Raw genomic sequence first — 23,883 nt, 5'->3', positions numbered from 1 at the left:
AGAACGAGCCGCGCGCCACGTCCCTCGGCTACGACACCGATCGTTTCAAGCTGCTGGCCTTCGTGCTGTCGGCGGCGCTGACGGGCCTGGCCGGTTCGCTCAAGACGCTGGTGCTCGGCTTCGAGACGCTCACCGACGTGCACTGGTCGATGTCCGGCTCGGTCATCCTGATGACGCTGGTAGGCGGCCTGGGTATCCTGTCTGGCCCGCTGCTGGGTGCGGCGCTCGTGATCGCGCTGGAAAACAAGCTCGGCGACATCGGCAGTTTCCTCGCTGGCGCCACTGGCATCGACGGCTTCAATATCCTTGGCGAATCGGTCACCACGGTCACGGGCGCGATCTTCGTGATCTGTGTGCTGACGTTCCGGCGCGGCATCATGGGCGAAATTGCGGCGCGTGTGCCCTGGCTGCGACGTTGACGCCACAATGCGCGAAGATGCCGGTAAATTTCACCCGAACGGCTGCACTTGGTGCCTCATGCACCGTAAGGGTTTGCTCTAGTTGCTGCATTGCGGTGCATCTTTTACAGTCTCGTTACGGTTTTCGCACGAGATAAATGAGGCGGGAGCGAGGAGACGACAGCACACACCGCATGTACGGTGGAGATGCAAAATAGATAAAGGCCCTGCCAGGCGATCCCCGGCAGGGCCTTTTAGTTTGTGCGGTCTCCTTCCGCGAGGGCGCCGGCCAGCAGTGCCCGCCCCCGGGCGCTGACCGTCACCAGCCGCAGCTCAGGCGGGGATTCGGGCGCGCAGTCGACCAGCCCGTCGATACAGGCATCCTCCCAGATCGACAAGCGCGGGCACGACGTCCGCCACGTTTCCAGCACTTCGGCGTAGGGCCGGGGCCGCTCGGCCAGCGACTGCAGCAATTGCAGGGTGAGGGCGCGGGTCGGGTCTGCCATGGCGGGCTCCGTGGGGTGACGCATCCATTCTGGTTCGCGCAGATTCACAAGAGAAATGCATTCGTTGTCGACGCCTATGCGTGCGCTGCATGACAATGGCGCTTCGCCAGAACTGTCCATGACCCTCTCCACTCGCCTTGCCACGCCTGAAGACCGGCCGCGCCTGCTGGCCGCCGTCGCGTCGACCGCCTCGCCGCTGCAGCTGGCGCATGCCGTCGATACGCTGCTCGCTCATCCGAGCGTGCATCCATGCTTCCTGGTGGAGACGGGTGAGGCGTTGGCCGGCGTGGTGCCGATCACGCTCGTGCCGCATCTGGTGCTGGGCGGTCTGGTGGCGTGGTTGCCGGCTGGCGTGATGCTATTTACCGGTGACATGGCCACGCGTGAGGCCGCCTTGGCGGCCGTCAATGAGTACGCCAGGGCACACGGCATACTCCACGTCCTGCTGCCGCCCGCGGCGCTTTCGGCTGAAGACGCCGCAGCGCTCGGCTTTGTGCCCGACGCGTCGGGCTGCTGGCGGCGCAGCGCACGCCCGTCGCCCAAGTCGCTGGGCTAATCCTTCGTGTTTCGTTTCTCCTGATGGAATTCGCTTTGCTCGCCGTGGCCGGCTTTCTGGCTGGCCTGATCGATGCCGTGGCCGGTGGCGGCGGCCTGGTGCAGATCCCAGCGCTGTTCTCGGCGTATCCGAACATCGCGCCCGCCACGCTCATCGGCACCAACAAAGTCGCGTCGATGTCGGGCACCGCGACGGCGGCGGTGCGCTACGGCCGCACGGTGCGCATCTATTGGGGCGCGACGGCACCGGCGGTGGTCACCGCGTTTATGTTTTCGCTACTGGGCGCGTGGGCGCTCATGCATATTCCCGCCGAACCGCTGCGCCGTGCGCTGCCGTTCGTGCTGGCGGTGCTGCTCGTCTACACGGTGGCCAAGAAGAATCTGGGCGCCGATCACGCCCCGAGCCTCCAGGGCTGGCGCGAGCGGGCGACGGCGTTGCTGGCTGGCGCCGCCATCGGTTTCTACGACGGCGTCTTCGGCCCGGGCACCGGCAGCTTTCTGATGATCGTGTTTGTGCGCGTGTTTGGGTACGACTTTCTGCACGCGTCGGCGTCCACCAAGATCGTGAATCTGGCGACCAACGTGGCGGCCCTGTTACTGTTGGCCGCCAAGGGCCACGTGTGGTGGCAGCTTGGCGTGGTGATGGCAGTCGCCAACGTGGCCGGCAATCAGGTCGGCAGCCACCTCGCGTTGCGGCACGGCAGCCGCTTCGTGCGCAAGGTGTTCATCGTGGTGGTGCTGGCGTTGATTTTGAAGACGGCTTACGACGCGTTCATCCGTTGAGTTGCTTCTCGAGCGCCACGCTGCGCTCGGTAATGACATCGCCCGTGTGCTGCGTGGTCACGGTTTCGATCAGCATGATTCCGCATTCCTCGTCGGCAACCGGAAAATGCCGCACGCCACGCGGTACGACGCAGAAGTCACCGGGGCCGAGATGCACATCGGCGCGGTCCTCGAAGGCGATTTTCAGGTGGCCATAGACCACGAAAAACAGTTCGTCTTCATTCGGGTGGTCGTGCCAGACGAATTCGCCCTTGAGCTTGGCGACCTTGATGTATTGGTCGTTGACTTGGCCGACAATGCGCGGCGACCAATAGTCCGTGACCTGTTCCAGCGCGTGCGTGACCTGTACGGCGTGTCCTGCGAGCATGGTGCGCTCCGATGGGTGGGAAGGCACTGAAGATACGGGCGCCCGCCGCGCATTCCCAACCAAACTTTCTAATCGCGCCGATCACGCGGGCTAATGCGCGGTGCGTTGTCACCTTGTTGCCGCACGGGCTGGCTAGGCTGCAAAGTTCCGCTTTTACCTGCGCAGCATCATGGCCCTGAGTCTTGACGACATCCGCACGCTGTTCGATCGCCACGGCAGCATTGCCTACAGTGGCGAGCCCGTCACCCAACGCGAACATGCGTTGCAGACGGCGGCGCTGGCGGAGGCGGCCGGCGCGCCGGATGCGCTGATCACGGCGGCGTTGCTGCACGACCTCGGTCATTTGCTGAACCTGCAAGGTGAGACCCCCACCGCGCACGGCATCGACGATCAGCACCAGTACGTTGCGCTGCCATTTCTGCGCGCGACGTTTCCGGACGCCGTGCTGGAGCCGATCCGCCTGCACGTGGATGCCAAGCGCTGCCTGTGCGCGATGGACGCGCATTACTACGCACGCCTATCAGCGGATTCGGTACGCAGCCTGGCGCTGCAGGGCGGCGTGTTTTCGACACACGAGGCCGAGGCCTTCATGCAGCGTCCATACGCTGCCGATGCGCTGCAATTGCGCCAGTGGGATGACCTCGCCAAGGTGGCGGGGCAGCGCACGCCTGACCTTGCGCACTTCCTGGCGATGGCCGCGCGGGTTTCAGCGGCAGCCTAGACTGCGTAACGTCGCGCCCACGGCTTCGTCCCACGGCGTGTGCGGTTCGGCGCCGAGTGCCTGCACGAGCTTGGCATTGTCCATGCGCACCGGGTGCTGCCACAGATAACGCATCTCGCGCATCTCGCGCAGCATCTCCGAGAACGGTGTCAGCGCGGGCATCAGCCACCACGGGAATGCGCGCGTCTTGACGGGGTAGCCCACCGCGCGGCCAATCGATGCGGCCATCTGCGTGCCATCGGCATCCCAGTGGCCGTGCATGTGATAGACGGCGAAGTCCGGCAGACGGTCGCCTTGCTCGACAAGACGCAACATCGTTTCGGCCACATCGGGCAAATACGCCCATTGATGACCGATGCCGGCGGCGCCCGGATGCGTAACGGTGCGGACAGGCCTGCCCGGCTTGACCAGCGCGCCGGCAAACCAGGTGTTGCTGGTTTGCGGCCCGAAGAAATCGCCGGCGCGCACGATCAGGCTGCGCACACCGTCGGCGCTGGCGGCCTGCATGCGGCGCTCCAGCTCCGCGCGGATCTTGCCCTTGCGCGTGAGCGGTGCCTGCGGGGTGGTTTCGCGCAGCACGGGAAACGTGTCCGGCGCGAAGTTGTACACCGTGCCCGGCAGCACGATGCGCGCACCCGAGGCGCGGGCGGCGGCGATGGTGTTGTCGATCATCGGCAGCACCAGGCCGGCCCAGTTCTGGTAGCCCGGCGGGTTGACGGCGTGGATGATCAGCTCCGCGCCTTGCGCCGCGCCGACCACGTCTTCGCGCACCATCGCGTCGCCGCGAATCCACTCGAATGCGGTGTTGCGGTTCGTCAGCGCGACCGGATTGCGCTGCAGCGCCCGTACATGCCAGCCGCGCGCCACCAGTCGGCGTGCCACTTCACCGCCAATGCCGCCGGTGGCGCCCAGCACCAATGCGATGCGTTTTGCCTGTTCCATGACCGTGCTCCTGATGTGAGAGAGAGCGTTGCGATGAGGCATTCTGGGCGCAGCTATGCTTCAATGGAATTGTTGATATCAAGCGTGCAGCTATACAAATTTGTATGAGCGGATCAGAACCTGGTTGGGAGTTGTATCGGACGTTTCTTGCCGTCGTGCGAGAAGGATCGCTGTCGGGCGCCGCCCGCGCGCTGGGGCTGACGCAGCCGACGGTGGGGCGGCATGTCGGTGCGCTCGAACGAGCGCTGGGCATGTCGCTCTTCCTCCGAACGCAGCAGGGGCTGAGCCCCACAGAAGCGGCACTATCGCTGCGGCCGTTTGCGGAATCGCTCGAAGCCACGAGCGCCGCCTTGCTGCGCGCCGCTTCCAGCCAGGGCGAGGGCGTGCGCGGCACCGTGCGCATCACTGCCAGCGAGGTGGTGGCGGTGGAAGTGTTGCCGCCCATCCTCGCCGACCTGCACGCCGCCTATCCGGAGCTGACGCTCGAACTGGTGCCCTCCAACCGGATGGAAGACCTGCTGCGCCGCGAGGCGGATATCGCCGTGCGCATGCAGCCACCGAGCCAGGGCGTGCTCGTCGCGCGGCACATCGGCGCGATCGAACTGGGGATATTTGCCCACCGGCGCTATCTGGCGCAGCGCGGCACGCCAAGCACGGTGGAAGAACTCGCGGCCCACACCTTGATCGGCTACGACAAAGAGAATGCGTTCCTGCGCAGCATGCGAGCGCAACTGCCGTGGGTTCAACGCAACCGCTTCGCACTGCGCACCGACAGTGACCTGGCTGCGATTGCCGCCCTGCGTGCAGGCTTTGGCATCGGCTTCTGCCAGATCGGGCTGGTGCGGAACAACGCAGATCTGGTTCGGCTGTTCGGCGATCAGATTTCCATCACGCTCGACACCTGGCTCGCCATGCACGAGGACCTGCGTGACAGCCCGCGCTGCCGCGTGGTGTTTGATGCGCTGGCGACGGGGCTGCTGCGTTACATCAACGGCGATTGATCGATCGCGTTGTCAGCGGCCCTGGCGCAGTGGGTCGAGCAGGCCCTTCAGGCCGTTGTGATCCAGCTCCTGCATCAGCGCGAGCAAGCGGCCGATCTGCCCCGGCGGAAAGCCCTCGCGCGCGAACCAGTTGAGGTAATGGCCCGGCAGGTCGGCAATCAGGCGGCCCTTGTACTTGCCGAAGGGCATCTGCGTGGTGACAAGGCGGTGGAGGTCTTCGGGGTTCATGGGCGCTATTGTGCCGCCGATGCGGGGACGAACGTGGGCACCTGCGCCAGCAAATGCTCCACAAAACCGGAAGGCTTCGGTAACGGCCGCCGATCCTGCCGATACACGAGATGAACCGGTCGCGGCTCGGGTGCATACGCCTGCAGCGCGCGCACGAGGCGCCCGCTTGCCAGGTTTTCGGCGACGAGCACTTCGGGCAGCAGCAGGCCGGCAACGGCCACCGCTGCCGCGCGCAAGCCATGGCCGTCGTAGGCGCCATTCCAACAGGATTTGCGAGGGAGCAAGACAGGAAGATCGTCGTGATTGGTGCCAGCGGCACGCTGGGCCGCGCCGTGGTGGCGGAACTGGAGCAGGGCGGTGCGCACGAAATCATCCGCGTTGGCCACACGCAGGGCGAGCAACAGCTCGACATCACCAATGCCGACAGCGTGGCCGCGCCGTTCGATAGGCTCGGCCAGGTCGACGCGATCGTCTCCACTGCAGGCAACCTCTTCTTCGGGCCGCTGACAAAGATGACGGCGGCGGATTTCAACGTCGGCCTGCAGGACAAGCTGCTCGGGCAGGTGCGCTTGGCGCTTGTGGGCAAGCATTATCTGAACGACGGCGGCTCGATCACGCTCACGACCGGTATCGTGGGGCAGGAGGCGATCGCGCAGGGCGCCAACCCGACCGCGGTGAACGCTGGCGTGGAAGGCTTCGTGCGCGCTGCTGCATGCGAATTGCCGCGCAGTATCCGCATCAACGCCGTAAGCCCGACGGTGCTGACTGAATCGATGGAGGCGTATGGCCCGTTTTTTCCCGGCTTCGAGCCTGTGCCGGCGGCCCGCGCGGCACTGGCTTACCGCCGCAGCGTGGAAGGCGTGCAGAGCGGGCGGGTGTATCGCGTAGGCTGAATCTGCCCAGATCGTGAACACGTTAAGGTTTGGGGTATCTCCCCCCTTGCTCGCGTGGCGTGACTCCTTCTAGACTCGTTCATCCCCGACCCAGCGGTCGGCCAAATCGCAGATCCAGGGCGGGCGCAGACCCGCTTCGCATATCTCAGGAGACGGACGGCATGAAGGTTTCGCGCGCATCCCGCATTGCACTCGCCGCGACGGCACTGTTGGCAGGTACGGCGTTCGCCCAGGTGAAGGTCGGCATCACGGTGTCTGCCACGGGGCCGGCCGCTTCGCTAGGCATTCCGGAAAAGAATACCGTCGCGCTGCTCCCCAAGGAAATCGCCGGCAAGAAAATCGAGTACATCGTGCTCGACGATGCGTCTGACACGACCACGGCCGTCAAGAACACGCGCAAGTTGATCACCGAAGACAAGGTCGACCTGGTGATCGGTTCGACCGTCACGCCGAACTCGCTGGCGATGGTGGATGTGGTGGCCGAGAACCAAACGCCAATGATCACCTTGGCCGCATCAGCGCGGATCATCGAGCCGATGGACGCCAAGCGGGCGTGGGTCTTCAAGACGCCGCAAAACGATTCCCACATGGCGACCGCCATTGCCGAACACATGGCTAACCACGGCGTGAAGACGGTCGCGCTGATCGGTTTTGCCGATGCCTATGGCGATTCGTGGGCGCAGGAGTTCGACAAGGTGGCTGCATTGCGCAAGCTGAAGGTCGTCGCCAATGAGCGCTTTGCTCGGACCGATACGTCGGTGACGGGGCAGGTGCTGAAGATCATGTCAGCCAATCCGGATGCGGTGCTGATCGCAGGCTCGGGTACGCCGGCCGCGTTGCCGGAACGGGCGCTCAAGGAGCGCGGCTACAAGGGCAAGCTGTATCAGACGCACGGCGTGGCGAATGCCGACTTCCTGCGTGTGTGTGGCAAGGACTGCGAAGGCACGTACCTGCCCGCGGGCCCGATCCTGGTTGCCGAGCAACTGCCGGACAGCAACCCGGTAAAGAAGCCGGCGCTGGCGTACAAGACTGCGTATGAGAAGGCCTACGGCGGGCAGGTTTCCACCTTCGGTGGCCACATGTGGGATGCCGGTTTGTTGTTCACGCAGGCGATGCCCGAAGCGCTGAAGAAGGGGCAACCCGGCACGCCGGCGTTCCGCAAGGGGCTGCGCGATGCGATGGAGACGACGACCAACCTGGCCATCTCGCACGGCGTGATGAATATGAATGCGAAGGATCACCTCGGGCTGGATCAGCGGGCGCGGGTGATGGTGGAGATCAAGGACGGGAAGTGGAAGCTGCAGAATTAATGACGTAGCCCACGTCATTGCCCAAAGCAAAACGCACGGTTCGCGCCGTGCGTTTTGCTTTTGGGGCTCAAGCGCTGGCGAGGCTTTTCGGTACTGGCGATGCCGTGGTTGTGGGCAGCGCCGCGACATGGTCGGCGTGCCGATTGGACCGGCGCGCCGTATCGCGGTGGTGGGCAGCGCAGGCTATTTGCAAGCGCACGGCACTCCTGAATCGCTGGACGCACTGCGCGGGCATCGGTGCATCCGATATCGCTTTCCGAGTAGCGGCGCCTTGTATGACTGGGAGTTTGTCGAACCCCGCGGTGGCGCCATTCAGTCGGCCGATGTGACGGGGGCTTCATCGCCAATGATGTGCTGGCGATGGTCGAGGCGGCGAAGCAGGGCATGGGCTTGGCGCACGTGTTGGAAGACCTCGTCACCGAGCATGTGGCGGCCGGCCGCCTGGTTCGAGTGCTCGAGCCGTGGTGTCCGCCGATGTATCGCTTTCATCTCTATTTCCCAGGCACGCCTCGGATGCCGGGCCAGCTGCGCGTCTTCATCGACTTTCTGCGGACGCATTCGGGTCACGATGCCAGAAGGCCAACCCTCGGTGTGTTTCACGTGAAACACAAGCCTGCCCGACAAGCGGTGCATGTTTCACGTGAAACACGAAAAGCGGGGGAATTTCGTCTCGATTACCGCATGGTCGAACTGTGGTGTAGCTGCGCGACTTATAATTCCGCTTCTCCAAATTTTCAATGCCTCCATGCGAGGAGGAAGCCATGCTGTATCCAATTGATTTCGATGTGATCGTGGTGGGCGGCGGACACGCCGGCACCGAGGCCGCCCTGGCGGCGGCGCGCATGGGCTGCCAGACCCTGCTGCTGACGCACAACATCGAGACCTTGGGGCAGATGAGCTGCAATCCGTCCATCGGCGGCATCGGCAAGGGTCACCTGGTCAAGGAAGTGGATGCGCTCGGCGGCGCCATGGCCATTGCGACGGACGAGGGCGGGATCCAGTTCCGTATCCTCAATTCCAGCAAGGGCCCGGCCGTGAGGGCGACTCGCGCGCAGGCAGACCGCGTGCTGTACAAGGCGGCGATCCGTCATCGCCTGGAAAACCAGCCGAACCTGATGCTGTTCCAGCAGGCTGTGGAAGACCTGGTGGTAGAAGGCGATCGCGTAATCGGGGCGGTGACGCAGGTTGGCGTGCAGTTCCGTGCACGTGCCGTGGTACTGACGGCCGGCACGTTCCTCGACGGCAAGATCCACGTCGGGCTAAACAACTACACCGGCGGTCGCGCGGGCGACCCGGCTGCGGTATCGCTGTCGGCGCGTCTGAAGGAATTGAAGCTGCCGCAAGGCCGCCTCAAAACCGGCACGCCGCCGCGCATTGACGGCCGCTCCATCGATTTTTCGGTGCTCGAAGAGCAGCCGGGTGATCTCGATCCGGTGCCGGTGTTCTCGTTCATGGGCCGCGCGGACATGCATCCGCGTCAAGTGCCGTGCTGGGTAACGCACACCAACGAGCGCACGCACGACATCATCCGCGCCGGGCTGGACCGCTCCCCCATGTACACGGGCGTGATCGAAGGGGTGGGGCCACGCTACTGCCCCAGCATCGAAGACAAGATCCATCGCTTCGCCAGCAAGGACAGCCACCAGATCTTCCTGGAACCGGAGGGCTTGGCGACCAACGAGTTTTACCCGAACGGCGTGTCGACCAGCCTGCCGTTTGATGTGCAGCTCGACCTGATCCACTCAATGCGCGGGCTGGAGAATGCCCACATCCTGCGTCCCGGTTACGCCATCGAGTACGACTACTTCGACCCGCGCGGCCTCAAGGCCTCGCTGGAGTCGAAGGCGATTTCCGGCCTGTTCTTCGCTGGCCAGATCAACGGGACGACCGGTTACGAAGAGGCCGCGGCGCAAGGCCTGCTGGCGGGCATCAACGCCGGCCTGCAAGTGCAGGGCAAGGATGCCTGGACGCCGCGCCGCGACCAGGCTTATCTGGGCGTGCTCGTCGACGACCTCATCACCCGGGGCGTGACCGAGCCGTATCGCATGTTCACCAGCCGGGCCGAGTTCCGCCTCAGCCTGCGGGAAGACAACGCCGACATGCGCTTGACCGAAGTCGGCCGCACGCTGGGCGTGGTCGACGATGCTCGCTGGGATGCCTTCAACCGGAAGCGTGACGCTGTTTCACGTGAAACAGAGCGCCTCAAGTCGACTTGGGTGAATCCGGCCACGCTTCCGTTGGAAGACGCTGAGCCGGTCCTGGGCAAAGGCATTGAGCGCGAGTACGCCTTGGCCGACTTGCTGCGCCGGCCTAACGTGACGTACGAAACCCTTATGGGCATGCAGGGCGGCAAGTACGCGCTCGAATCGCCGTTGGCTGAAGACCCGTTGCTGGCCGAGCAGATCCGCGAGCAGGTCGAGATCGGCATCAAATACCACGGCTATATCGCCCGGCAAGCCGATGAAGTGGAGCGCCTCGGTGCGAACGAGAACACCCGTCTGCCGGCCGATTTCGATTATTCGCAAGTGCGCGGTCTGTCGATCGAGGTCCAGCAGAAGCTCGCCAAGCACAAGCCCGAGACCATCGGACAGGCTTCACGTCTCTCCGGCATCACGCCGGCCGCCGTGTCGCTGCTGCTCGTGCACCTCAAGAAGGGCGTGCTACGAGGCCAAGTTGGCCCGCGCGCCAGTTCAGAAGGCGAGGCCGCTTGATGGCGCATGCACTGACAGACGCCCGAGCAGAGCTGGAAGCCGGCGCCCGTGCGCTTGGCTTGTCGCTGGACGACGCGCAGGTCGATCGCCTGCTGGCGTATCAAGGGCTGCTGGCCAAATGGAACCGCGTCTATAACCTGACCGCCATTCGTGATGCCGGCGACATGCTGACGCATCACCTGCTGGATTCGCTGTCGGCGGTGTCGCGCATCGCCGAGCTGGCCCGCCGCGCCCAACCCGACGCACCGCGCGTGCTGGACGTCGGTTCGGGTGGTGGGCTGCCGGGCATTCCGCTGGCCATCGCTTTCCCAGATGTAAGCGTCACGATGGTCGACATCGTGCAGAAGAAGACCGCCTTCCTGACGCAGTGCCGCGCCGAGCTTGGCTTGGCCAATGCCCAATCGCATTGGGGCCATGTAGAAAAACTGGCCGATGCCACCGGCTACGGCGTCATCACGTCACGCGCGTTTGCCGAGTTGGTCGATTTCGTGAATCTGGCCGGGCACCTGCTGGCGCCCGGCGGCCGCACGGTCGCCATGAAGGGCGTGCGCCCGGATGCCGAAATCGAACGCCTGCCCGCCGGCTGGACCGTCGAAGCCATCGAGCGCCTGACCGTGCCGGGGCTGCCGGCTGAGCGTCACCTGGTCATCCTCGCGCCGTCGGCGTGAGCGAACGTTGTAGCGAGCCATTCACCGCAGAGGAGTCATGTCGAATATTTTCGTGATCGCCAACCAGAAGGGTGGGGTCGGCAAGACCACCACCACGGTGAATCTCGCGGCCGGGCTGGCCGCGCAAGGGCAACGCGTGCTGCTGGTCGACCTCGACCCTCAGGGCAATGCTTCGATGGGCTCGGGCATCGACAAGCACACGCTGGAATTCAGCGTCTACCAGGTGCTTGTGGGGCTGGCGACGATTCCGCAGGCGCGCCAGCGCTCGGAGGCAGGGCGCTATGACGTGCTGCCCGCCAACCGCGACCTGGCCGGCGCCGAAGTCGAACTGGTCGATCTGGAACATCGCGAGAACCGCCTCAAGCTTGCGCTCGCCGAAGTGGAAGCCGACTACGACTTTGTCCTCATCGATTGCCCGCCGTCGCTCTCGCTGCTCACGCTCAACGGCCTGTGCGCCGCGCATGGCGTGGTCGTGCCAATGCAGTGCGAGTACTTCGCACTCGAAGGCCTGTCGGATCTGGTCAACACCATCAAGCAGGTGCACGCCAACCTGAACCGCGATCTCAAGGTGATCGGTCTGTTGCGCGTGATGTTTGACCCGCGCGTGACGTTGCAGCAGCAGGTCTCGGCGCAACTCGAATCGCACTTCGGCGACAAGGTGTTCAAGACGGTCATCCCGCGCAATGTGCGTCTGGCCGAAGCGCCGTCGTACGGCATGCCGGGCGTGGCGTTTGACGTGGCATCGAAGGGGGCCAAGGCCTATCTGGATTTCGGCGCCGAGATGATCGCGCGCGTGCGGCAGATGGCCGACACGCCGGCCTGAGCGGTAAGAGGAACAACATGAGCACGATGAAGAAAAAGGGACTGGGCCGCGGCCTCGAAGCGCTGCTCGGCAGTCCAGCCGAGATTGTCGAAGCCGCCAAGCAGGAGGGCGCCCCGACGGTCCTGAAGCTGGAACAGATGCAGCCCGGCAAATATCAGCCGCGCACGCGCATGGACGAAGGCGCGCTGCAGGAGCTCGCCGCCAGCATCCGCGCACAAGGCCTGATGCAGCCGATTCTGGTGCGCAAGGTCGAGTCAGACGGCGCGAAGCCGAAGTACGAAATCATCGCGGGTGAACGCCGCTTCCGCGCTTCGCGCCTCGCCGGCTTGACCGAAGTGCCCGTCCTCGTGAAGGACGTGCCGGATGAATCAGCCGCTGCCATGGCGCTGATCGAGAACATCCAGCGCGAAGATCTCAACCCGCTGGAAGAGGCGCAGGGCATTGCGCGCCTGGTGCGTGAATTCCAGTTCACGCACGAGCAGGCGGCGGAATCGGTAGGGCGTTCGCGCAGCGCGGTGTCGAACCTGCTGCGCTTGTTGAATCTTGCCCAGCCCGTGCAGACCATGCTGATGGCCGGTGACCTCGACATGGGCCATGCCCGCGCACTGCTCGCCGTCGATGGCGCTACGCAGATCACATTGGCCAACCAGATCGTCAACAAGCGCCTGTCGGTGCGCGAGACGGAAAAACTGGTCGCGTTGACGCTCAAGCCATTCGAGCTGAAGTCACTCAAGCAAAAGGGCGGTCACCAAGGTGGTCGTGACGTCGCGCGCCTGGAAGAGGAGTTGGCCGATCAACTGGGCCTGGGTGTGCAGATCAAGCTGGCGGCCAAGGGCCGTGGTCAGTTGACCGTGCAGTTCAGCAGTCTTGACGAGTTCGACGGCTTGCTCGCGCGCCTGCGACCGGACGGCAACGAAGAGGCGGCCTGAGTTTCCCTGCGACAGTTTGACGCACGTATTGCAGCCGTCGTCGTGGCGCCGTGTACGGGCACACTTTGGCACGGAATTGGTGCAATTACTTCGCGCGTCATCGACGCGGCGCTTCGCCAGCACCATCATGGAATCAACGGGGTGCAGCACCATCAGGCGGATTCGGTGCCCCGGCGACAGCACCGTATTGCGCTCGCCGTATGGAACGTGGCCGCACGGAGTGCTGTCGAAGGCGCCCGCACGAGCATTCGCTTGCGCGTTGACTGGCGAACGCCATGTCCCGTAAAATCGTGCGGTTTTAAATCCGCCTGACCCAAAGCGGTGCGGCATGATGAAAGCGCATTCTTCCATGCAGCCAACCGACCGGCAACGGCCCGATTCTTACGCTTCGTTGAAAGCCGCCCGACCCACGTCGGCGCAGGATCCGAAGCGCGACGGTTGGGACGATGAGGAGCAGGCGGAGCCGCCGGTGCATGTGCTCTCGCATGACGAAGCGGTCGCCCTGTTCGGCGAGCAGGCTCTGCAGGCCTCGCGTATCACGCCCTTTTCCATCGTGCTCGGCCAGGTGGCCATCACACTGTTGTGTGCGCTCGGTTGGTATGTCGGCACTTGGTTCGCGGGAGCGGGCGCTGCGTCAGCCGCCGAGGCTGGATTGTCGGCGCTGCTGGGCGGTGGCGTATGCGTGGTGCCTTCGGCATGGTTCGCGATGCGGCTGTCGACGGCCAAGGGGTTCGAATCCATCGCCCGTCTGGTAGTGGGCGAAGCGATCAAGGTGCTTGGCACGGTCGCGCTGCTGGTGATCGTGGTGGTGGTGTTCAAGGGCCTGCATTGGCCGCCCTTGCTGATCACCCTGATCCTGGCGCTCAAGATGTATTGGGTCGGTCTCGCGCTGCGATAGTGCGTTGAATCGGCTCCAGCCCACCACGACATGGCGGGCACACTGGACGTGTTGGTACACGGCAAGGACCTGAGGCAGGAGAAGCCCGGTTCATTGCGCTGACACTCCGCAAGAATAAGGTGGCGTGTTTCAGCCGCGTGCAGTCCGCGATCTCCCGGGGAAACCTGGTTGCATCGGGCGCGAGTCGGAACGGGTCACGAAGAATGTTTCGCAATATTGGACTGAATCATCATGGCAACTGAAGTCGCAGAAGCCGCCGGCCACGCCGCCGAGCACGCTCTTACGCCTTCCGCGTATATCGCGGAGCATTTGCAGAATTTCAACAGCATCGGCGGCAAGCAGGCCTCCGTCGTCGACTTCTCCGTCATCAACTGGGACACGATGTTCTGGTCCGTGTTGATGGGCCTGATCGGCATCATCGTCCTGGGCATTGCCGCACGCCGCGTCACCGCCGGCGTTCCGGGTCGCTTCCAGGCTTTCGTTGAACTCGTTGTCGAGATGGTCGACGATCAGGCCAAGGGCATCATCCACGGCGATCGTTCCTGGATCGCTCCGCTGGCGCTGATGGTCTTCGTGTGGGTTACGCTGATGAACGCGGTCGACCTGATCCCGGTGGACTGGGTCACGGGCGTCAACCACCTGCTCGGTACCTTCGGCGTGCACGTCCCGCACCACCGCGCGGTGGCCACGGCTGACCTGAACGGTACGTTCGGCATGTCGTTCGCTGTGCTGATCCTGATGATCTACTACAGCTTCAAGATCAAGGGCGCCGGCGGCTTTGCACACGAGCTGCTGTCGGCACCGTTCGGCGCCAAGTGGTACCTCGCGCCATTCAACCTGATCCTCAACATCATTGAATTCCTCGCCAAGGCTGTGTCGCTGGGCATGCGGTTGTTCGGCAACATGTACGCGGGCGAACTGGTGTTCCTGCTGATCGCGCTGCTTGGCTCGGTCTGGACGTTCGGTGCTGATACGTCGGCACTGGGTTTCGTGGGTCACGTGGTGGCTGGCGCAGTGTGGGCGATCTTCCACATCCTGATCGTGCTGCTGCAAGCCTTCATCTTCATGATGCTGACGCTGGTGTATATCGGCCAGGCACATGAACACCACTAAGTAGTTGCGGTTCAGGTTCTCCGGTTCCGTTTGATTTTTCCAAGTTCTCAAGTTCTTAGTCTTTCACGTAAAAGGGAGTCATCATGCAAGCATTTCTCGCCAACATCCAAGGTCTGACCGCCATCGGTATCGGCATCATCATTGGCCTGGGTGCTATCGGCGCCTGCCTCGGCATCGCACTGATGGGCGGTAAGTACATCGAAGCCTGCGCACGTCAGCCTGAACTGATGAACCCGCTGCAAACGAAGATGTTCCTGCTGGCTGGCCTGATCGACGCGGCATTCCTGATCGGTGTTGGTGTGGCCATGCTGTTCGCGTTCGCCAACCCGCTGCTGTCGGTCATCAAGTAATTCTTTTCGGTCTGCATGATGCCGGAGGCGGCTAGGGTGAACGCACCGCGTGACCCTCGCCGCTTCGTGCATTGATCCGTAGTCTCAATACCGAAAGGAACACACCATGAACCTGAACGCCACACTCGTCGCGCAGATGGTCGTGTTCTTCATCCTGTGGTGGGTTGTTGCCAAATTCATTTGGCCGCCCCTGGTGAAGGCGCTCGACGAACGCGCGAAGAAAATCGCCGATGGCCTGGCCGCTGCCGATAAGGGCAAGGCCGAGCTGGAGCTGGCCAACAAGCGGGTCGACCAAGCACTGACCGAGGCGCGCAATGAAGGCGCGCAACGCATCGCGGACGCTGAAAAGCGCGCCCAGATGACCGCCGATGAGATCAAGCAAAACGCCCAAGCCGAAGCCGCGCGCATCATCGCGCAAGCCAAGGCCGAAGCCGAGCAGCAAACCGTGCGCGCGCGTGAATCGCTGCGTGACCAGGTTGCTGTTCTGGCCGTCAAGGGTGCCGAGCAGATCCTCAAGCGTGAAGTCAATGCGCAGGTCCACGCCGATCTGCTCAATCAACTCAAGGCTGAGCTGTAATCATGGCAGAACTCGCAACCGTTGCCCGTCCGTACGCAGAGGCGCTGTTCCGCGTGGCGAAGGCCGGCAATCTGGGTGCATGGTCTGAGCTCGTGTCGGAAATGGGGCAAATTGCCGCCGTGCCCGACATGAAGGCAGTCGCCGATGATCCGAAGCTCTCCAAAGCCGATGTGGCGGGGATCTTCCTGTCGGCGCTGAAATCTCCGGTATCGCATGAGGCGAAGGAACTGGTTGGCCTGCTGGTGGCCAACAAGCGCCTGACGCTGTTGCCGGAAATTGCCGCGCAATTCCATGTGCTGCGGAATGCCAGCGAAGGCGCCGCCGACGTCGAGATCACCAGTGCGTTCCCGCTTGAGGGCGCGCCCCTGACCGAACTGGTCGCCACGCTCGAACGCAAGTTCGGCAAGAAGCTGCAGGCTCACGTGAGCGTCGATCCTTCGTTGATCGGCGGCGTGCGTGTGCAGATTGGCGACGAAGTGCTCGACACCTCGGTGCGCGCGCGCCTGACGCAGATGCAGTCTGCGCTGACCGCCGCGTAATGCTGTTTCGCGAGGCGCCGATGCAATCGACGATATCGCGCCCGCAGACAGATTGAAGAATTAGGAGCATTCGATGCAACTGAACCCCTCCGAGATCAGCGACCTGATCAAGACCCGTATCGAGGGCTTGAAGGCTGGCGCTGACGCAAAGAACACCGGCACGGTCATCTCCGTGACGGACGGTATCTGCCGCATTCATGGCCTGTCGGGCGTGATGCAAGGCGAAATGCTGGAATTCCCGGGCAACACGTTCGGCCTCGCGCTGAACCTCGAGCGCGACTCTGTCGGCGCTGTGGTGCTGGGTGAGTACGAGCACATTTCCGAAGGCGACGAAGTCAAGTGCACGGGCCGCATTCTGGAAGTGCCGGTTGGCCCGGAACTGCTGGGCCGCGTGGTCAACGCACTGGGCCAGCCGATCGACGGCAAGGGCCCGATCAACGCCAAGAAGACGGACGTGATCGAAAAGGTCGCTCCGGGCGTGATCGCGCGTCAGTCGGTGAGCCAGCCGGTGCAGACCGGTCTGAAGTCGATCGACGCCATGGTGCCGATCGGCCGTGGGCAGCGTGAGCTGATCATTGGCGACCGCCAGACCGGCAAGACCGCCGTGGCAGTCGACGCCATCATCAACCAGAAGGGCAAGGGCATCTTCTGCGTGTACGTGGCAATCGGCCAGAAGGCTTCGACGATCGCCAACGTGGTGCGCAAGCTCGAAGAGCACGGCGCGCTGGAATACACGATCGTGGTGGCTGCCGCCGCTTCCGATTCGGCTGCCATGCAGTACCTGTCGGCCTACGCCGGCTGCACGATGGGCGAGTACTTCCGCGACCGCGGCGAAGACGCGCTGATCGTGTATGACGATCTGACCAAGCAAGCTTGGGCGTACCGTCAGGTTTCGCTGCTGCTGCGCCGTCCGCCTGGCCGTGAGGCTTACCCGGGCGACGTGTTCTACCTGCACTCGCGTCTGCTGGAGCGTGCTGCGCGTGTGAACGCCGAGCATATCGAGAAGATCACCAACGGTGAAGTCAAGGGCAAGACCGGTTCGCTGACCGCACTGCCCGTGATCGAAACGCAGGCCGGCGACGTGTCCGCGTTCGTGCCGACCAACGTGATCTCGATTACCGACGGCCAGATCTTCCTGGAAACCGACCTGTTCAACGCAGGTGTACGCCCCGCAATCAACGCCGGTATTTCGGTGTCGCGTGTGGGTGGTGCTGCCCAGACCAAGGTCATCAAGAAGCTGTCCGGCGGTATCCGTACCGACCTGGCCCAGTACCGTGAACTGGCTGCGTTCGCGCAGTTTGCTTCCGACCTGGACGAAGCGACCCGCAAGCAGCTCGAGCGCGGCCGCCGCGTGACCGAACTGCTCAAGCAGCCGCAATACCAGCCGCTGCAGGTGTGGCAGCTGGCCGCGTCGCTCTACGCAGCCAACAACGGCTTCCTCGACAACGTGGACGTGAAGGACATCCTGGCGTTTGAAAAGGGCCTGCACGACACGCTGAAGACGAAGTACGCCGACCTCATCAACCGCATCGAAGATACGAAGGATCTGTCGAAGGACGATGAGGCCGCCCTGCGTGCCGCGATCGAGGATTTCAAGAAGTCCGCCGCGTTCTAACCGCGTCATTCCCTGAACTGGTCACGCTTAGCCTGCGTGGCCAGGTCGGAACGGAGAGAGTGAAATGGCCGGAACAAAAGAAATCCGCACCAAGATCAAGAGCGTGCAGAACACGCGCAAGATCACCAAGGCGATGGAAATGGTCGCCGCATCCAAGATGCGCAAGGCGCAGGAACGGATGCGTGCTGCCCGCCCGTACGCCGAGAAGATCCGCAACGTGGCTGCGCACATGGCGCTGGCCAATCCGGAGTACAAGCACCCGTTCATGGTTGCGCGCGACATCAAGCGTGCCGGCCTGATCGTCGTGACGACGGACAAGGGCCTGTGCGGTGGCTTGAACACCAACGTGCTGCGTGCCGTCACCACCCAACTGCGCGATCTGCAGAACAAGGGCGTTGAGACGCAAACCACCGCCATCGGTACCAAGGGCATGCAGTTCCTTGGCCGCGTCGGTGCAAAGGTGGTCTCGAATGTCGTGCATCTGGGCGACACGCCGCATCTGGAAAAGCTGATCGGTGCAATCAAGGTGCAGCTGGACGCGTTCAACGCTGGCCAGATCGATGCCGTGTACCTGGCGTACACCCGCTTCATCAACACGATGAAGCAGGAGCCGGTGGTCGAGCAGCTACTGCCGCTGACCGCCGACAAGCTCGCGCAGAGCGACGCCGAGAAGCAGGCCTACTCGTGGGATTACATCTACGAGCCGGACGCGCAAACGGTGGTCGACGAGCTGCTGATCCGCTATGTCGAGGCGCTGGTGTACCAGGCGGTGGCCGAGAACATGGCCTCCGAGCAATCGGCCCGGATGGTGGCGATGAAGGCGGCTTCGGACAACGCGAAGAACGTGATCGGCGAACTGCAACTGGTCTACAACAAGACCCGTCAGGCAGCGATCACGAAGGAACTGTCCGAGATCGTCAGCGGCGCAGCTGCAGTCTGATAGCCACGGCAAAGAATCAAGTTATTGGAGATACAAATGAGTATCGCAAACGGAAATATCGTGCAGTGCATCGGCGCCGTGGTGGACATTCAGTTCCCGCGCGACGCGATGCCGAAGGTCTACGACGCGCTGGTGCTGGACGACAGCAACGACGCTTCGTTCGCCGAGAAGGGCCTGACCTTCGAAGTGCAACAACAGCTGGGCGACGGCGTGGTGCGTACCATCGCGCTGGGTTCGTCCGACGGTCTGCGTCGCGGCATGCGCGTGGCGACCACCGGTGCGCCGATCTCGGTGCCGGTCGGTCACGGCACGCTGGGCCGCATCATGGACGTGCTGGGTCGTCCGATTGACGAAGCCGGCCCGATCGCCTGCGACGAAAAGCGCGCGATTCACCAGAAGGCCCCGAAGTTCGACGAGCTGTCGCCGTCGGTGGACCTGCTGGAAACCGGCATCAAGGTGATCGACCTGGTCTGCCCGTTCGCCAAGGGCGGTAAGGTGGGTCTGTTTGGTGGCGCCGGCGTCGGCAAGACCGTGAACATGATGGAGCTGATCAACAACATCGCCAAGCAGCACTCGGGCTTGTCGGTGTTTGCTGGCGTGGGCGAGCGTACCCGTGAGGGCAACGACTTCTACCACGAAATGAAGGACTCCAACGTGCTCGACAAGGTGGCCATGGTGTTCGGCCAGATGAACGAGCCGCCGGGCAACCGTCTGCGCGTGGCGCTGACCGGCCTGACGATGGCCGAGCGCTTCCGCGACGAAGGCCGTGACATCCTGTTCTTCGTCGATAACATCTACCGCTACACGCTGGCCGGTACCGAAGTGTCGGCACTGCTGGGCCGTATGCCTTCCGCCGTGGGCTATCAGCCGACGCTGGCTGAAGAAATGGGCAAGCTGCAGGAACGTATCACGTCGACCAAGACTGGCTCGATCACGTCGATCCAGGCCGTGTACGTGCCGGCCGATGACTTGACCGACCCGTCGCCGGCAACGACCTTCCTGCACCTGGACTCGACCGTCGTGCTGTCGCGTGACATCGCTGCACTGGGTATCTACCCCGCAGTGGATCCGCTCGACTCGACGTCGCGCCAGCTCGACCCGCAAGTGGTTGGCCAGGAGCACTACGAAGTCGCCGACCGCGTGAAGAAGACGCTGCAGCGCTACAAGGAACTGCGCGACATCATCGCGATTCTGGGCATGGACGAACTCTCGCCGGAAGACAAGCTGGCTGTGGGCCGCGCCCGTAAGATCCAGCGTTTCCTGTCGCAGCCGTTCCACGTTGCAGAAGTGTTCACGGGCTCGCCGGGCAAGTACGTGCCGCTGAAGGAAACCATCCGCGGCTTCAAGATGCTGGTGGACGGCGAGTGCGATCACCTGCCGGAACAGGCGTTCTACATGGTCGGCTCGATCGACGAAGCCTTCGAGAAGGCCAAGAAGCTCCAGTAAGAGCAACGTCTGGCACCGCGCGTAAGCCGGGGCCAGTACTGGCTTCCTGAATCCCCTTCAGGAAGCCGCTTTTCTGAGCAAAGGAATCGAGATGGCAACCATTCATGTAGACGTCGTCAGCGCTGAGCACGAGATCTTCTCCGGCAATGCCAAGTTCGTGGCGCTGCCTGGTGAAGCCGGCGAGCTGGGCATTCTGCCCGGCCACACGCCGCTGATCACGCGCATCAAGCCGGGCGCCGTGCGCATCGAGAAGGAAGACGGCGGCGAAGAGTTCGTGTTCGTTGCCGGTGGCATTCTCGAAGTGCAGCCCAAGAGGGTGACCGTGCTGGCCGATACCGCAATCCGCGGTCACGACCTGGACGAAGCCAAGGCGAACGAAGCCAAGCGTGCGGCTGAAGAGGCGCTGCAGAATCAAGGCAGCGACCTGGATCTGGCCCGTGCGCAGAGTGAACTGGCCGTGGCCGCTGCGCAGCTTGCAGCGATCGCGCGCCTGCGTCGCAAACGCTAGGGCAAGTGTGTACCGGCCGGTGTCATCGGCCGGCGCAGAGGAAAAGGCAGCCCCGAAAGGGCTGCTTTTTTTTGCCTGAGAACTGGCGCAGTGCCTGCTCAGCGGTGCTCACCTTCGCGCTTCTCATCACCGCGATTGCCTTGCGGATGCGGCTGGGCCTCGTGGTGTTCCTGCCGAGGTGGTTGTGCCTGCTGCTGCGGTTGTGGCGGATGGGCTTCAGGCGGACGCGGTTGAGGCTGCGGTTGTGGCGGGCGCATCTCAACGTGCGGTTGCGGTGCGGGACGCGGGGCTTCCATGTGCGGTTCCGGCCGGCGTTGTTCGGGCTCGGGGCGTGCGCGCATCTGCGGCGGTTCGTTGTGCTGGCGCTCCTGCATGGCCGGTGCCGGGTTACCGTTGAAGCGATTCGGCTCCTGGCCGCCGCGCTGCGGCTGAGGTTGTGGCGCTTGCGCGCCGGCTTGCGGCAGTTGCGGACGCGGTTCGAAGGCGCGGCGCTCTTCTCGCGGTGTACCGGGCGCGCCGTCGCGCAGCGGTGGACGTGTCGTCATGCCCGCCGGGCCTTGTGGCGCCTGTGTAGTCTGCGGTTGTCCCGGGCGGTCCTGCGGCGCGGCGGCACCCGGCAGCGGGCGTGGCCGGTTGATCGCGCCCGGGGCCATCAGACCCTGTGGAGCTGATCCAGGTTGGGCACCATGGGCCGTCTGCGCATTCTGCGGGTTTGGGGAGCCCATCAACCCTTGCGGCCCATTCGGACCGCGTTGTTCCGCCGGTCGGCCAAGCTCGTTACCGGCGCGTGAGGGCCCATTTGGTCCATTGGGCCCACTCGGCGCGGCGCGAGTCAACCGTAGACCCGCTGCCTGTGCAGCGGCTGGCGCGGTCGGCATTCCCGTATCGGCGTGGCCTCGCACTGGCGCAACGCGGGCGCTCACGTTGCCGCCCGTCCATGCCGGGCCAGCGCCCGGGAGCGCACCGCCTTGAGAGCGGAACCGTTCTGCCAATGCATCGTGTCCACCTGCCGGCGCGGCGGGTGCTCGTACTGCAATCGCCTGACGTGCAAACGCCTGCTGCGGCGGCAACTGGTGCGGCCCGCCGTTGGCCGCTGCACCCACCAGGCTGGCACGCACCGGTGCCAGCGCCGGCGTCGACACAAACTGCGCATGCGCCATCTGCGCGCGCAATTGTTCCGGTCGCAGATGCGTCATGGCGGGACCGACCGGCTGGCCGTTGACGAAGGTCTTGGCTGGCACCGCCGTCAGTGCGGCTGGGTTGTTGGCATTGACATAGGTGACGCGGTTCACGTTGCGAACGTTGGTCACGTTGGTGGTGTTGTTGATGATGGTCTTGTTGACCGTGACGTTGTTCACCACCACCGTGCGGTTGATGTTCGTCACGTAGGTCGGGCTGGCCGCATACACCGGGCGATACGCCTCGCCCGGCGCCAGCGGGAACCATGCCACCCCCGGCGAGCCGATCGAGATGTTGATCCCCCAGCTCACTCCACCGCCGCCTCCGCCGCCCACGAAGCCGACGAGCGCTGGCGCATAGACCGGCCGCGGTACCACCGGTCCCGGCACCCAGCACCACGTCGTGCCGACGTACGCCCAACGGCCGTAGTGGAAAGGCGCAAAGCCCCACGGCGCGTCGTCCACCCACGTCCAGCCCCAGGGCGCCACCCAGGCCCAATGGCCCGTGCGATACGGTGCCCAGCCGACGGGCACGGCGCGCGGTACCCACACGGCGCCATAGCCGTCTTCTTCACGCCAGGTGCCGTTGTCGTCGAGGGCCTCGTAGCCGGTCATTTCGCGGCCGACGTAGCGGGCGGAGACCGAAGCGTCTTCGCGTGCATCGCGCGATTCGGCCCAGCGGTCGAAGGCGTCGCGACCTGGGTTGTCGGTGCCGCCGGCCTCGGCGAGGTCCGTGCCGCCGAAGCGGATTTGCTGACCTGCGCCGAGCGGCGTGGAGCGGTCATCGCCGTAGGCCGTGCCCTGACCGTGCCACACGGTGACGGTCGTGCTGGAACCATCGGGGGCGACGTCAAGACGGTATTCGCCCGGTGCCTGCGGCGTGAACGCCAGGTTGGGCGTATCGATCTCGATGGTCTGGTCGGCCGGCAGCGACCGCACGCGAACCGACAGGGCACCTTGCGTGAGCTTCACCTGCGTGTTGCGGTCGTCCAGGTCGACGAGCGTGGCGCCGGTGTTCTGGCCGAGGCGCAACGCTGTGGAGCCGACGTGGAGCTCACTGTGGCTGCCTTGGTCGGACCACAGGCGGTCACCCGTGGTGAGCGGGCGGTTGAGCGAGGCGCCGGCCCAATCATCGGAGCCGGCGGGCGCGAAGCTCACCGTGCCGGAAAAGTCCGACAGTCGCGCCACCCGTGAAGCCGGATCGGCTGCCATCGCGGCCTGCGCACCGCAGACCAGCAGCACGGCGGCAACACCCACCGCGCGCAACACATACGGCAGCCGTACACCGGAAAGGGGGGAACGACGGGAAACCTTGGACATGATGAGCCCTCGTTTTTATAGCGGCCTGTGCCGCGTGGATGTCTCCATTTAACGCGGCAGGCGGCGAGGGGTCGACTTGCCTTTGTAAGAGCGTGTTTCGCGGTAGCAGGCAGCCCCCAGATGTATCGGCTGGATCCAAGGCACTTGCGAGAGGCGGGAAGCTGTCGGGCAGGCGCGCGAATTGCGCACACAAAAAAAAGCGCGCGGGCCGGGGAGCGCCGCGCGGACGGGAAATCCCTTCGAGGGGTCAATTCGAAAGGAGGGGGTAACCTTGCACCGGGGTCTGCGTCCGTGGTCGTCGCCCTGGACGGGGATGGTCATCCGGCGCCTGATATGGCGCACAACAATTGGACACAAACGCTGGGGTGCGACGGCATTGTGGGTGACGGGGTGGCCCCGAGGCGTAACAAAGTGTGTCGGATTGCAATCGAATGCAAGCGCGGTAAAAGCCGCCCTGTGTGAGTCCGAAAGCGCCTGAAGGGCCGGTTCGGGGAACGCCTGCTGCACCTGCACAGTCCCATCGTTCTGCCGCTGAGGCAGACGGGGCTTGGAAAACGGCGAACC

26 protein-coding genes and 1 pseudogene are annotated in these 23,883 nt (G+C 64.1%); 21 read left to right on the top strand and 6 right to left on the bottom strand.

The window, feature by feature from the left end:
- Nucleotides 1-419 (top strand): annotated as a pseudogene (locus tag CFE42_RS14395) (branched-chain amino acid ABC transporter permease); the annotation flags it as partial.
- 233 nt (nt 420-652) lie between these two features.
- Here CFE42_RS14395 and CFE42_RS14390 read toward each other — a convergent pair.
- Nucleotides 653-904: a hypothetical protein gene (locus CFE42_RS14390; RefSeq protein ID WP_004628591.1), complete on the bottom strand. Its 252-nt coding sequence runs from the start codon at nt 902-904 to the stop codon at nt 653-655.
- Nucleotides 905-1,022: 118 nt separating this feature from the next.
- Here CFE42_RS14390 and CFE42_RS14385 point away from each other — a divergent pair, with 118 nt between their 5' ends.
- Together CFE42_RS14385 and CFE42_RS14380 are read left to right on the top strand one after the other, a co-directional pair.
- The gene (locus CFE42_RS14385; protein ID WP_037043831.1) at nt 1,023-1,460 is read left to right on the top strand and encodes a hypothetical protein; all 438 of its coding nucleotides are present in this window, start codon (nt 1,023-1,025) and stop codon (nt 1,458-1,460) included.
- Between the two features lie 23 nt (nt 1,461-1,483).
- Nucleotides 1,484-2,242, top strand: a complete 759-nt coding sequence (locus CFE42_RS14380; RefSeq protein WP_004628594.1) for a TSUP family transporter — start codon at nt 1,484-1,486, stop codon at nt 2,240-2,242.
- Here CFE42_RS14380 and CFE42_RS14375 read toward each other — a convergent pair.
- Nucleotides 2,232-2,609: a cupin domain-containing protein gene (locus CFE42_RS14375; protein WP_004628596.1), complete on the bottom strand. Its 378-nt coding sequence runs from the start codon at nt 2,607-2,609 to the stop codon at nt 2,232-2,234. The genes CFE42_RS14380 and CFE42_RS14375 overlap by 11 nt on opposite strands.
- A 169-nt stretch (nt 2,610-2,778) precedes the next feature.
- Here CFE42_RS14375 and CFE42_RS14370 point away from each other — a divergent pair, with 169 nt between their 5' ends.
- A complete protein-coding gene (locus tag CFE42_RS14370) occupies nt 2,779-3,330 on the top strand; it encodes a phosphonate degradation HD-domain oxygenase (protein WP_004628598.1) in 552 nt (183 codons plus the stop codon).
- On the opposite strand, the gene CFE42_RS14365 is transcribed toward CFE42_RS14370, so the two are convergent.
- The gene (locus CFE42_RS14365) at nt 3,316-4,272 is read right to left on the bottom strand and encodes an SDR family oxidoreductase (protein WP_004628601.1); all 957 of its coding nucleotides are present in this window, start codon (nt 4,270-4,272) and stop codon (nt 3,316-3,318) included. The genes CFE42_RS14370 and CFE42_RS14365 overlap by 15 nt on opposite strands.
- 104 nt (nt 4,273-4,376) lie before the next feature.
- On the opposite strand from CFE42_RS14365, the gene CFE42_RS14360 reads away from it, so the two are divergent.
- Nucleotides 4,377-5,273: a LysR family transcriptional regulator gene (locus tag CFE42_RS14360; RefSeq protein WP_004628603.1), complete on the top strand. Its 897-nt coding sequence runs from the start codon at nt 4,377-4,379 to the stop codon at nt 5,271-5,273.
- A gap of 12 nt (nt 5,274-5,285) precedes the next feature.
- Here CFE42_RS14360 and CFE42_RS14355 read toward each other — a convergent pair whose 3' ends face one another.
- Nucleotides 5,286-5,501: a DUF3820 family protein gene (locus CFE42_RS14355; protein WP_004628605.1), complete on the bottom strand. Its 216-nt coding sequence runs from the start codon at nt 5,499-5,501 to the stop codon at nt 5,286-5,288.
- Nucleotides 5,502-5,506: 5 nt separating this feature from the next.
- Entirely contained in the window at nt 5,507-5,785 is a 279-nt protein-coding gene (locus CFE42_RS14350; RefSeq protein WP_274521283.1) for a LysR substrate-binding domain-containing protein, read from the bottom strand.
- Between CFE42_RS14350 and CFE42_RS14345 the strand changes: the two genes are divergently transcribed.
- The 16 genes from CFE42_RS14345 to CFE42_RS14270 all read left to right on the top strand — a co-directional run bounded on the left by CFE42_RS14345 (nt 5,741) and on the right by CFE42_RS14270 (nt 20,821).
- Nucleotides 5,741-6,394 (top strand): short chain dehydrogenase, encoded by a 654-nt coding sequence (locus tag CFE42_RS14345; RefSeq protein WP_052035679.1) that lies wholly within the window; start codon nt 5,741-5,743, stop codon nt 6,392-6,394. The genes CFE42_RS14350 and CFE42_RS14345 overlap by 45 nt on opposite strands.
- Before the next feature lie 161 nt (nt 6,395-6,555).
- On the top strand, nt 6,556-7,704 hold the full coding sequence (locus CFE42_RS14340; protein ID WP_004628609.1) for an ABC transporter substrate-binding protein: 1,149 nt from the start codon (nt 6,556-6,558) through the stop codon (nt 7,702-7,704).
- Between the two features lie 360 nt (nt 7,705-8,064).
- Entirely contained in the window at nt 8,065-8,493 is a 429-nt protein-coding gene (locus CFE42_RS23940) for a LysR substrate-binding domain-containing protein (protein ID WP_080633377.1), read from the top strand.
- A complete protein-coding gene (gene mnmG / locus CFE42_RS14330; protein WP_004628613.1) occupies nt 8,466-10,415 on the top strand; it encodes a tRNA uridine-5-carboxymethylaminomethyl(34) synthesis enzyme MnmG in 1,950 nt (649 codons plus the stop codon). Before CFE42_RS23940 ends, mnmG begins: the two co-directional genes overlap by 28 nt.
- Nucleotides 10,415-11,083, top strand: a complete 669-nt coding sequence (gene rsmG, locus CFE42_RS14325; protein WP_004628615.1) for a 16S rRNA (guanine(527)-N(7))-methyltransferase RsmG — start codon at nt 10,415-10,417, stop codon at nt 11,081-11,083. Before mnmG ends, rsmG begins: the two co-directional genes overlap by 1 nt.
- Nucleotides 11,084-11,120: 37 nt before the next feature.
- Nucleotides 11,121-11,906, top strand: coding sequence for a ParA family protein (locus tag CFE42_RS14320; protein WP_004628617.1), 786 nt, complete (start codon nt 11,121-11,123; stop codon nt 11,904-11,906).
- A gap of 17 nt (nt 11,907-11,923) precedes the next feature.
- Nucleotides 11,924-12,835 (top strand): ParB/RepB/Spo0J family partition protein, encoded by a 912-nt coding sequence (locus CFE42_RS14315; protein ID WP_004628618.1) that lies wholly within the window; start codon nt 11,924-11,926, stop codon nt 12,833-12,835.
- Between the two features lie 349 nt (nt 12,836-13,184).
- Nucleotides 13,185-13,733, top strand: coding sequence for an ATP synthase subunit I (locus CFE42_RS14310; RefSeq protein ID WP_012436729.1), 549 nt, complete (start codon nt 13,185-13,187; stop codon nt 13,731-13,733).
- 231 nt (nt 13,734-13,964) lie between these two features.
- Nucleotides 13,965-14,846, top strand: a complete 882-nt coding sequence (atpB, locus tag CFE42_RS14305; protein ID WP_004628622.1) for a F0F1 ATP synthase subunit A — start codon at nt 13,965-13,967, stop codon at nt 14,844-14,846.
- A gap of 83 nt (nt 14,847-14,929) precedes the next feature.
- Nucleotides 14,930-15,196, top strand: coding sequence for a F0F1 ATP synthase subunit C (atpE, locus tag CFE42_RS14300; RefSeq protein WP_003262709.1), 267 nt, complete (start codon nt 14,930-14,932; stop codon nt 15,194-15,196).
- Nucleotides 15,197-15,302: 106 nt separating this feature from the next.
- Nucleotides 15,303-15,773, top strand: a complete 471-nt coding sequence (locus CFE42_RS14295) for a F0F1 ATP synthase subunit B (RefSeq protein WP_004628630.1) — start codon at nt 15,303-15,305, stop codon at nt 15,771-15,773.
- Between the two features lie 2 nt (nt 15,774-15,775).
- Complete coding sequence (locus CFE42_RS14290) at nt 15,776-16,312, top strand: F0F1 ATP synthase subunit delta (protein WP_004628631.1); 537 nt, start codon at nt 15,776-15,778, stop codon at nt 16,310-16,312.
- Between the two features lie 73 nt (nt 16,313-16,385).
- Nucleotides 16,386-17,927 (top strand): F0F1 ATP synthase subunit alpha, encoded by a 1,542-nt coding sequence (atpA, locus tag CFE42_RS14285; RefSeq protein ID WP_004628633.1) that lies wholly within the window; start codon nt 16,386-16,388, stop codon nt 17,925-17,927.
- A gap of 64 nt (nt 17,928-17,991) precedes the next feature.
- Nucleotides 17,992-18,867 carry a F0F1 ATP synthase subunit gamma gene (gene atpG / locus CFE42_RS14280; protein ID WP_004628636.1) on the top strand — a complete coding sequence of 292 codons (876 nt, stop codon included), beginning with the start codon at nt 17,992-17,994 and terminating at the stop codon, nt 18,865-18,867.
- A 36-nt stretch (nt 18,868-18,903) separates the two neighbouring features.
- On the top strand, nt 18,904-20,313 hold the full coding sequence (atpD, locus tag CFE42_RS14275; RefSeq protein ID WP_004628637.1) for a F0F1 ATP synthase subunit beta: 1,410 nt from the start codon (nt 18,904-18,906) through the stop codon (nt 20,311-20,313).
- Nucleotides 20,314-20,404: 91 nt separating this feature from the next.
- Entirely contained in the window at nt 20,405-20,821 is a 417-nt protein-coding gene (locus CFE42_RS14270; RefSeq protein ID WP_004628639.1) for a F0F1 ATP synthase subunit epsilon, read from the top strand.
- Nucleotides 20,822-20,919: 98 nt separating this feature from the next.
- On the opposite strand, the gene CFE42_RS14265 is transcribed toward CFE42_RS14270, so the two are convergent.
- Nucleotides 20,920-23,319 (bottom strand): DUF6600 domain-containing protein, encoded by a 2,400-nt coding sequence (locus tag CFE42_RS14265; RefSeq protein WP_004628640.1) that lies wholly within the window; start codon nt 23,317-23,319, stop codon nt 20,920-20,922.
- Between the last annotated feature and the right edge of the window lie 564 nt (nt 23,320-23,883).

This window comes from Ralstonia sp. PBBBR1 (assembly GCF_002256165.1).
GTDB classification, from domain to species: domain Bacteria; phylum Pseudomonadota; class Gammaproteobacteria; order Burkholderiales; family Burkholderiaceae; genus Ralstonia; species Ralstonia thomasii.
This window is presented reverse-complemented; position numbering and strand designations above follow the sequence as displayed.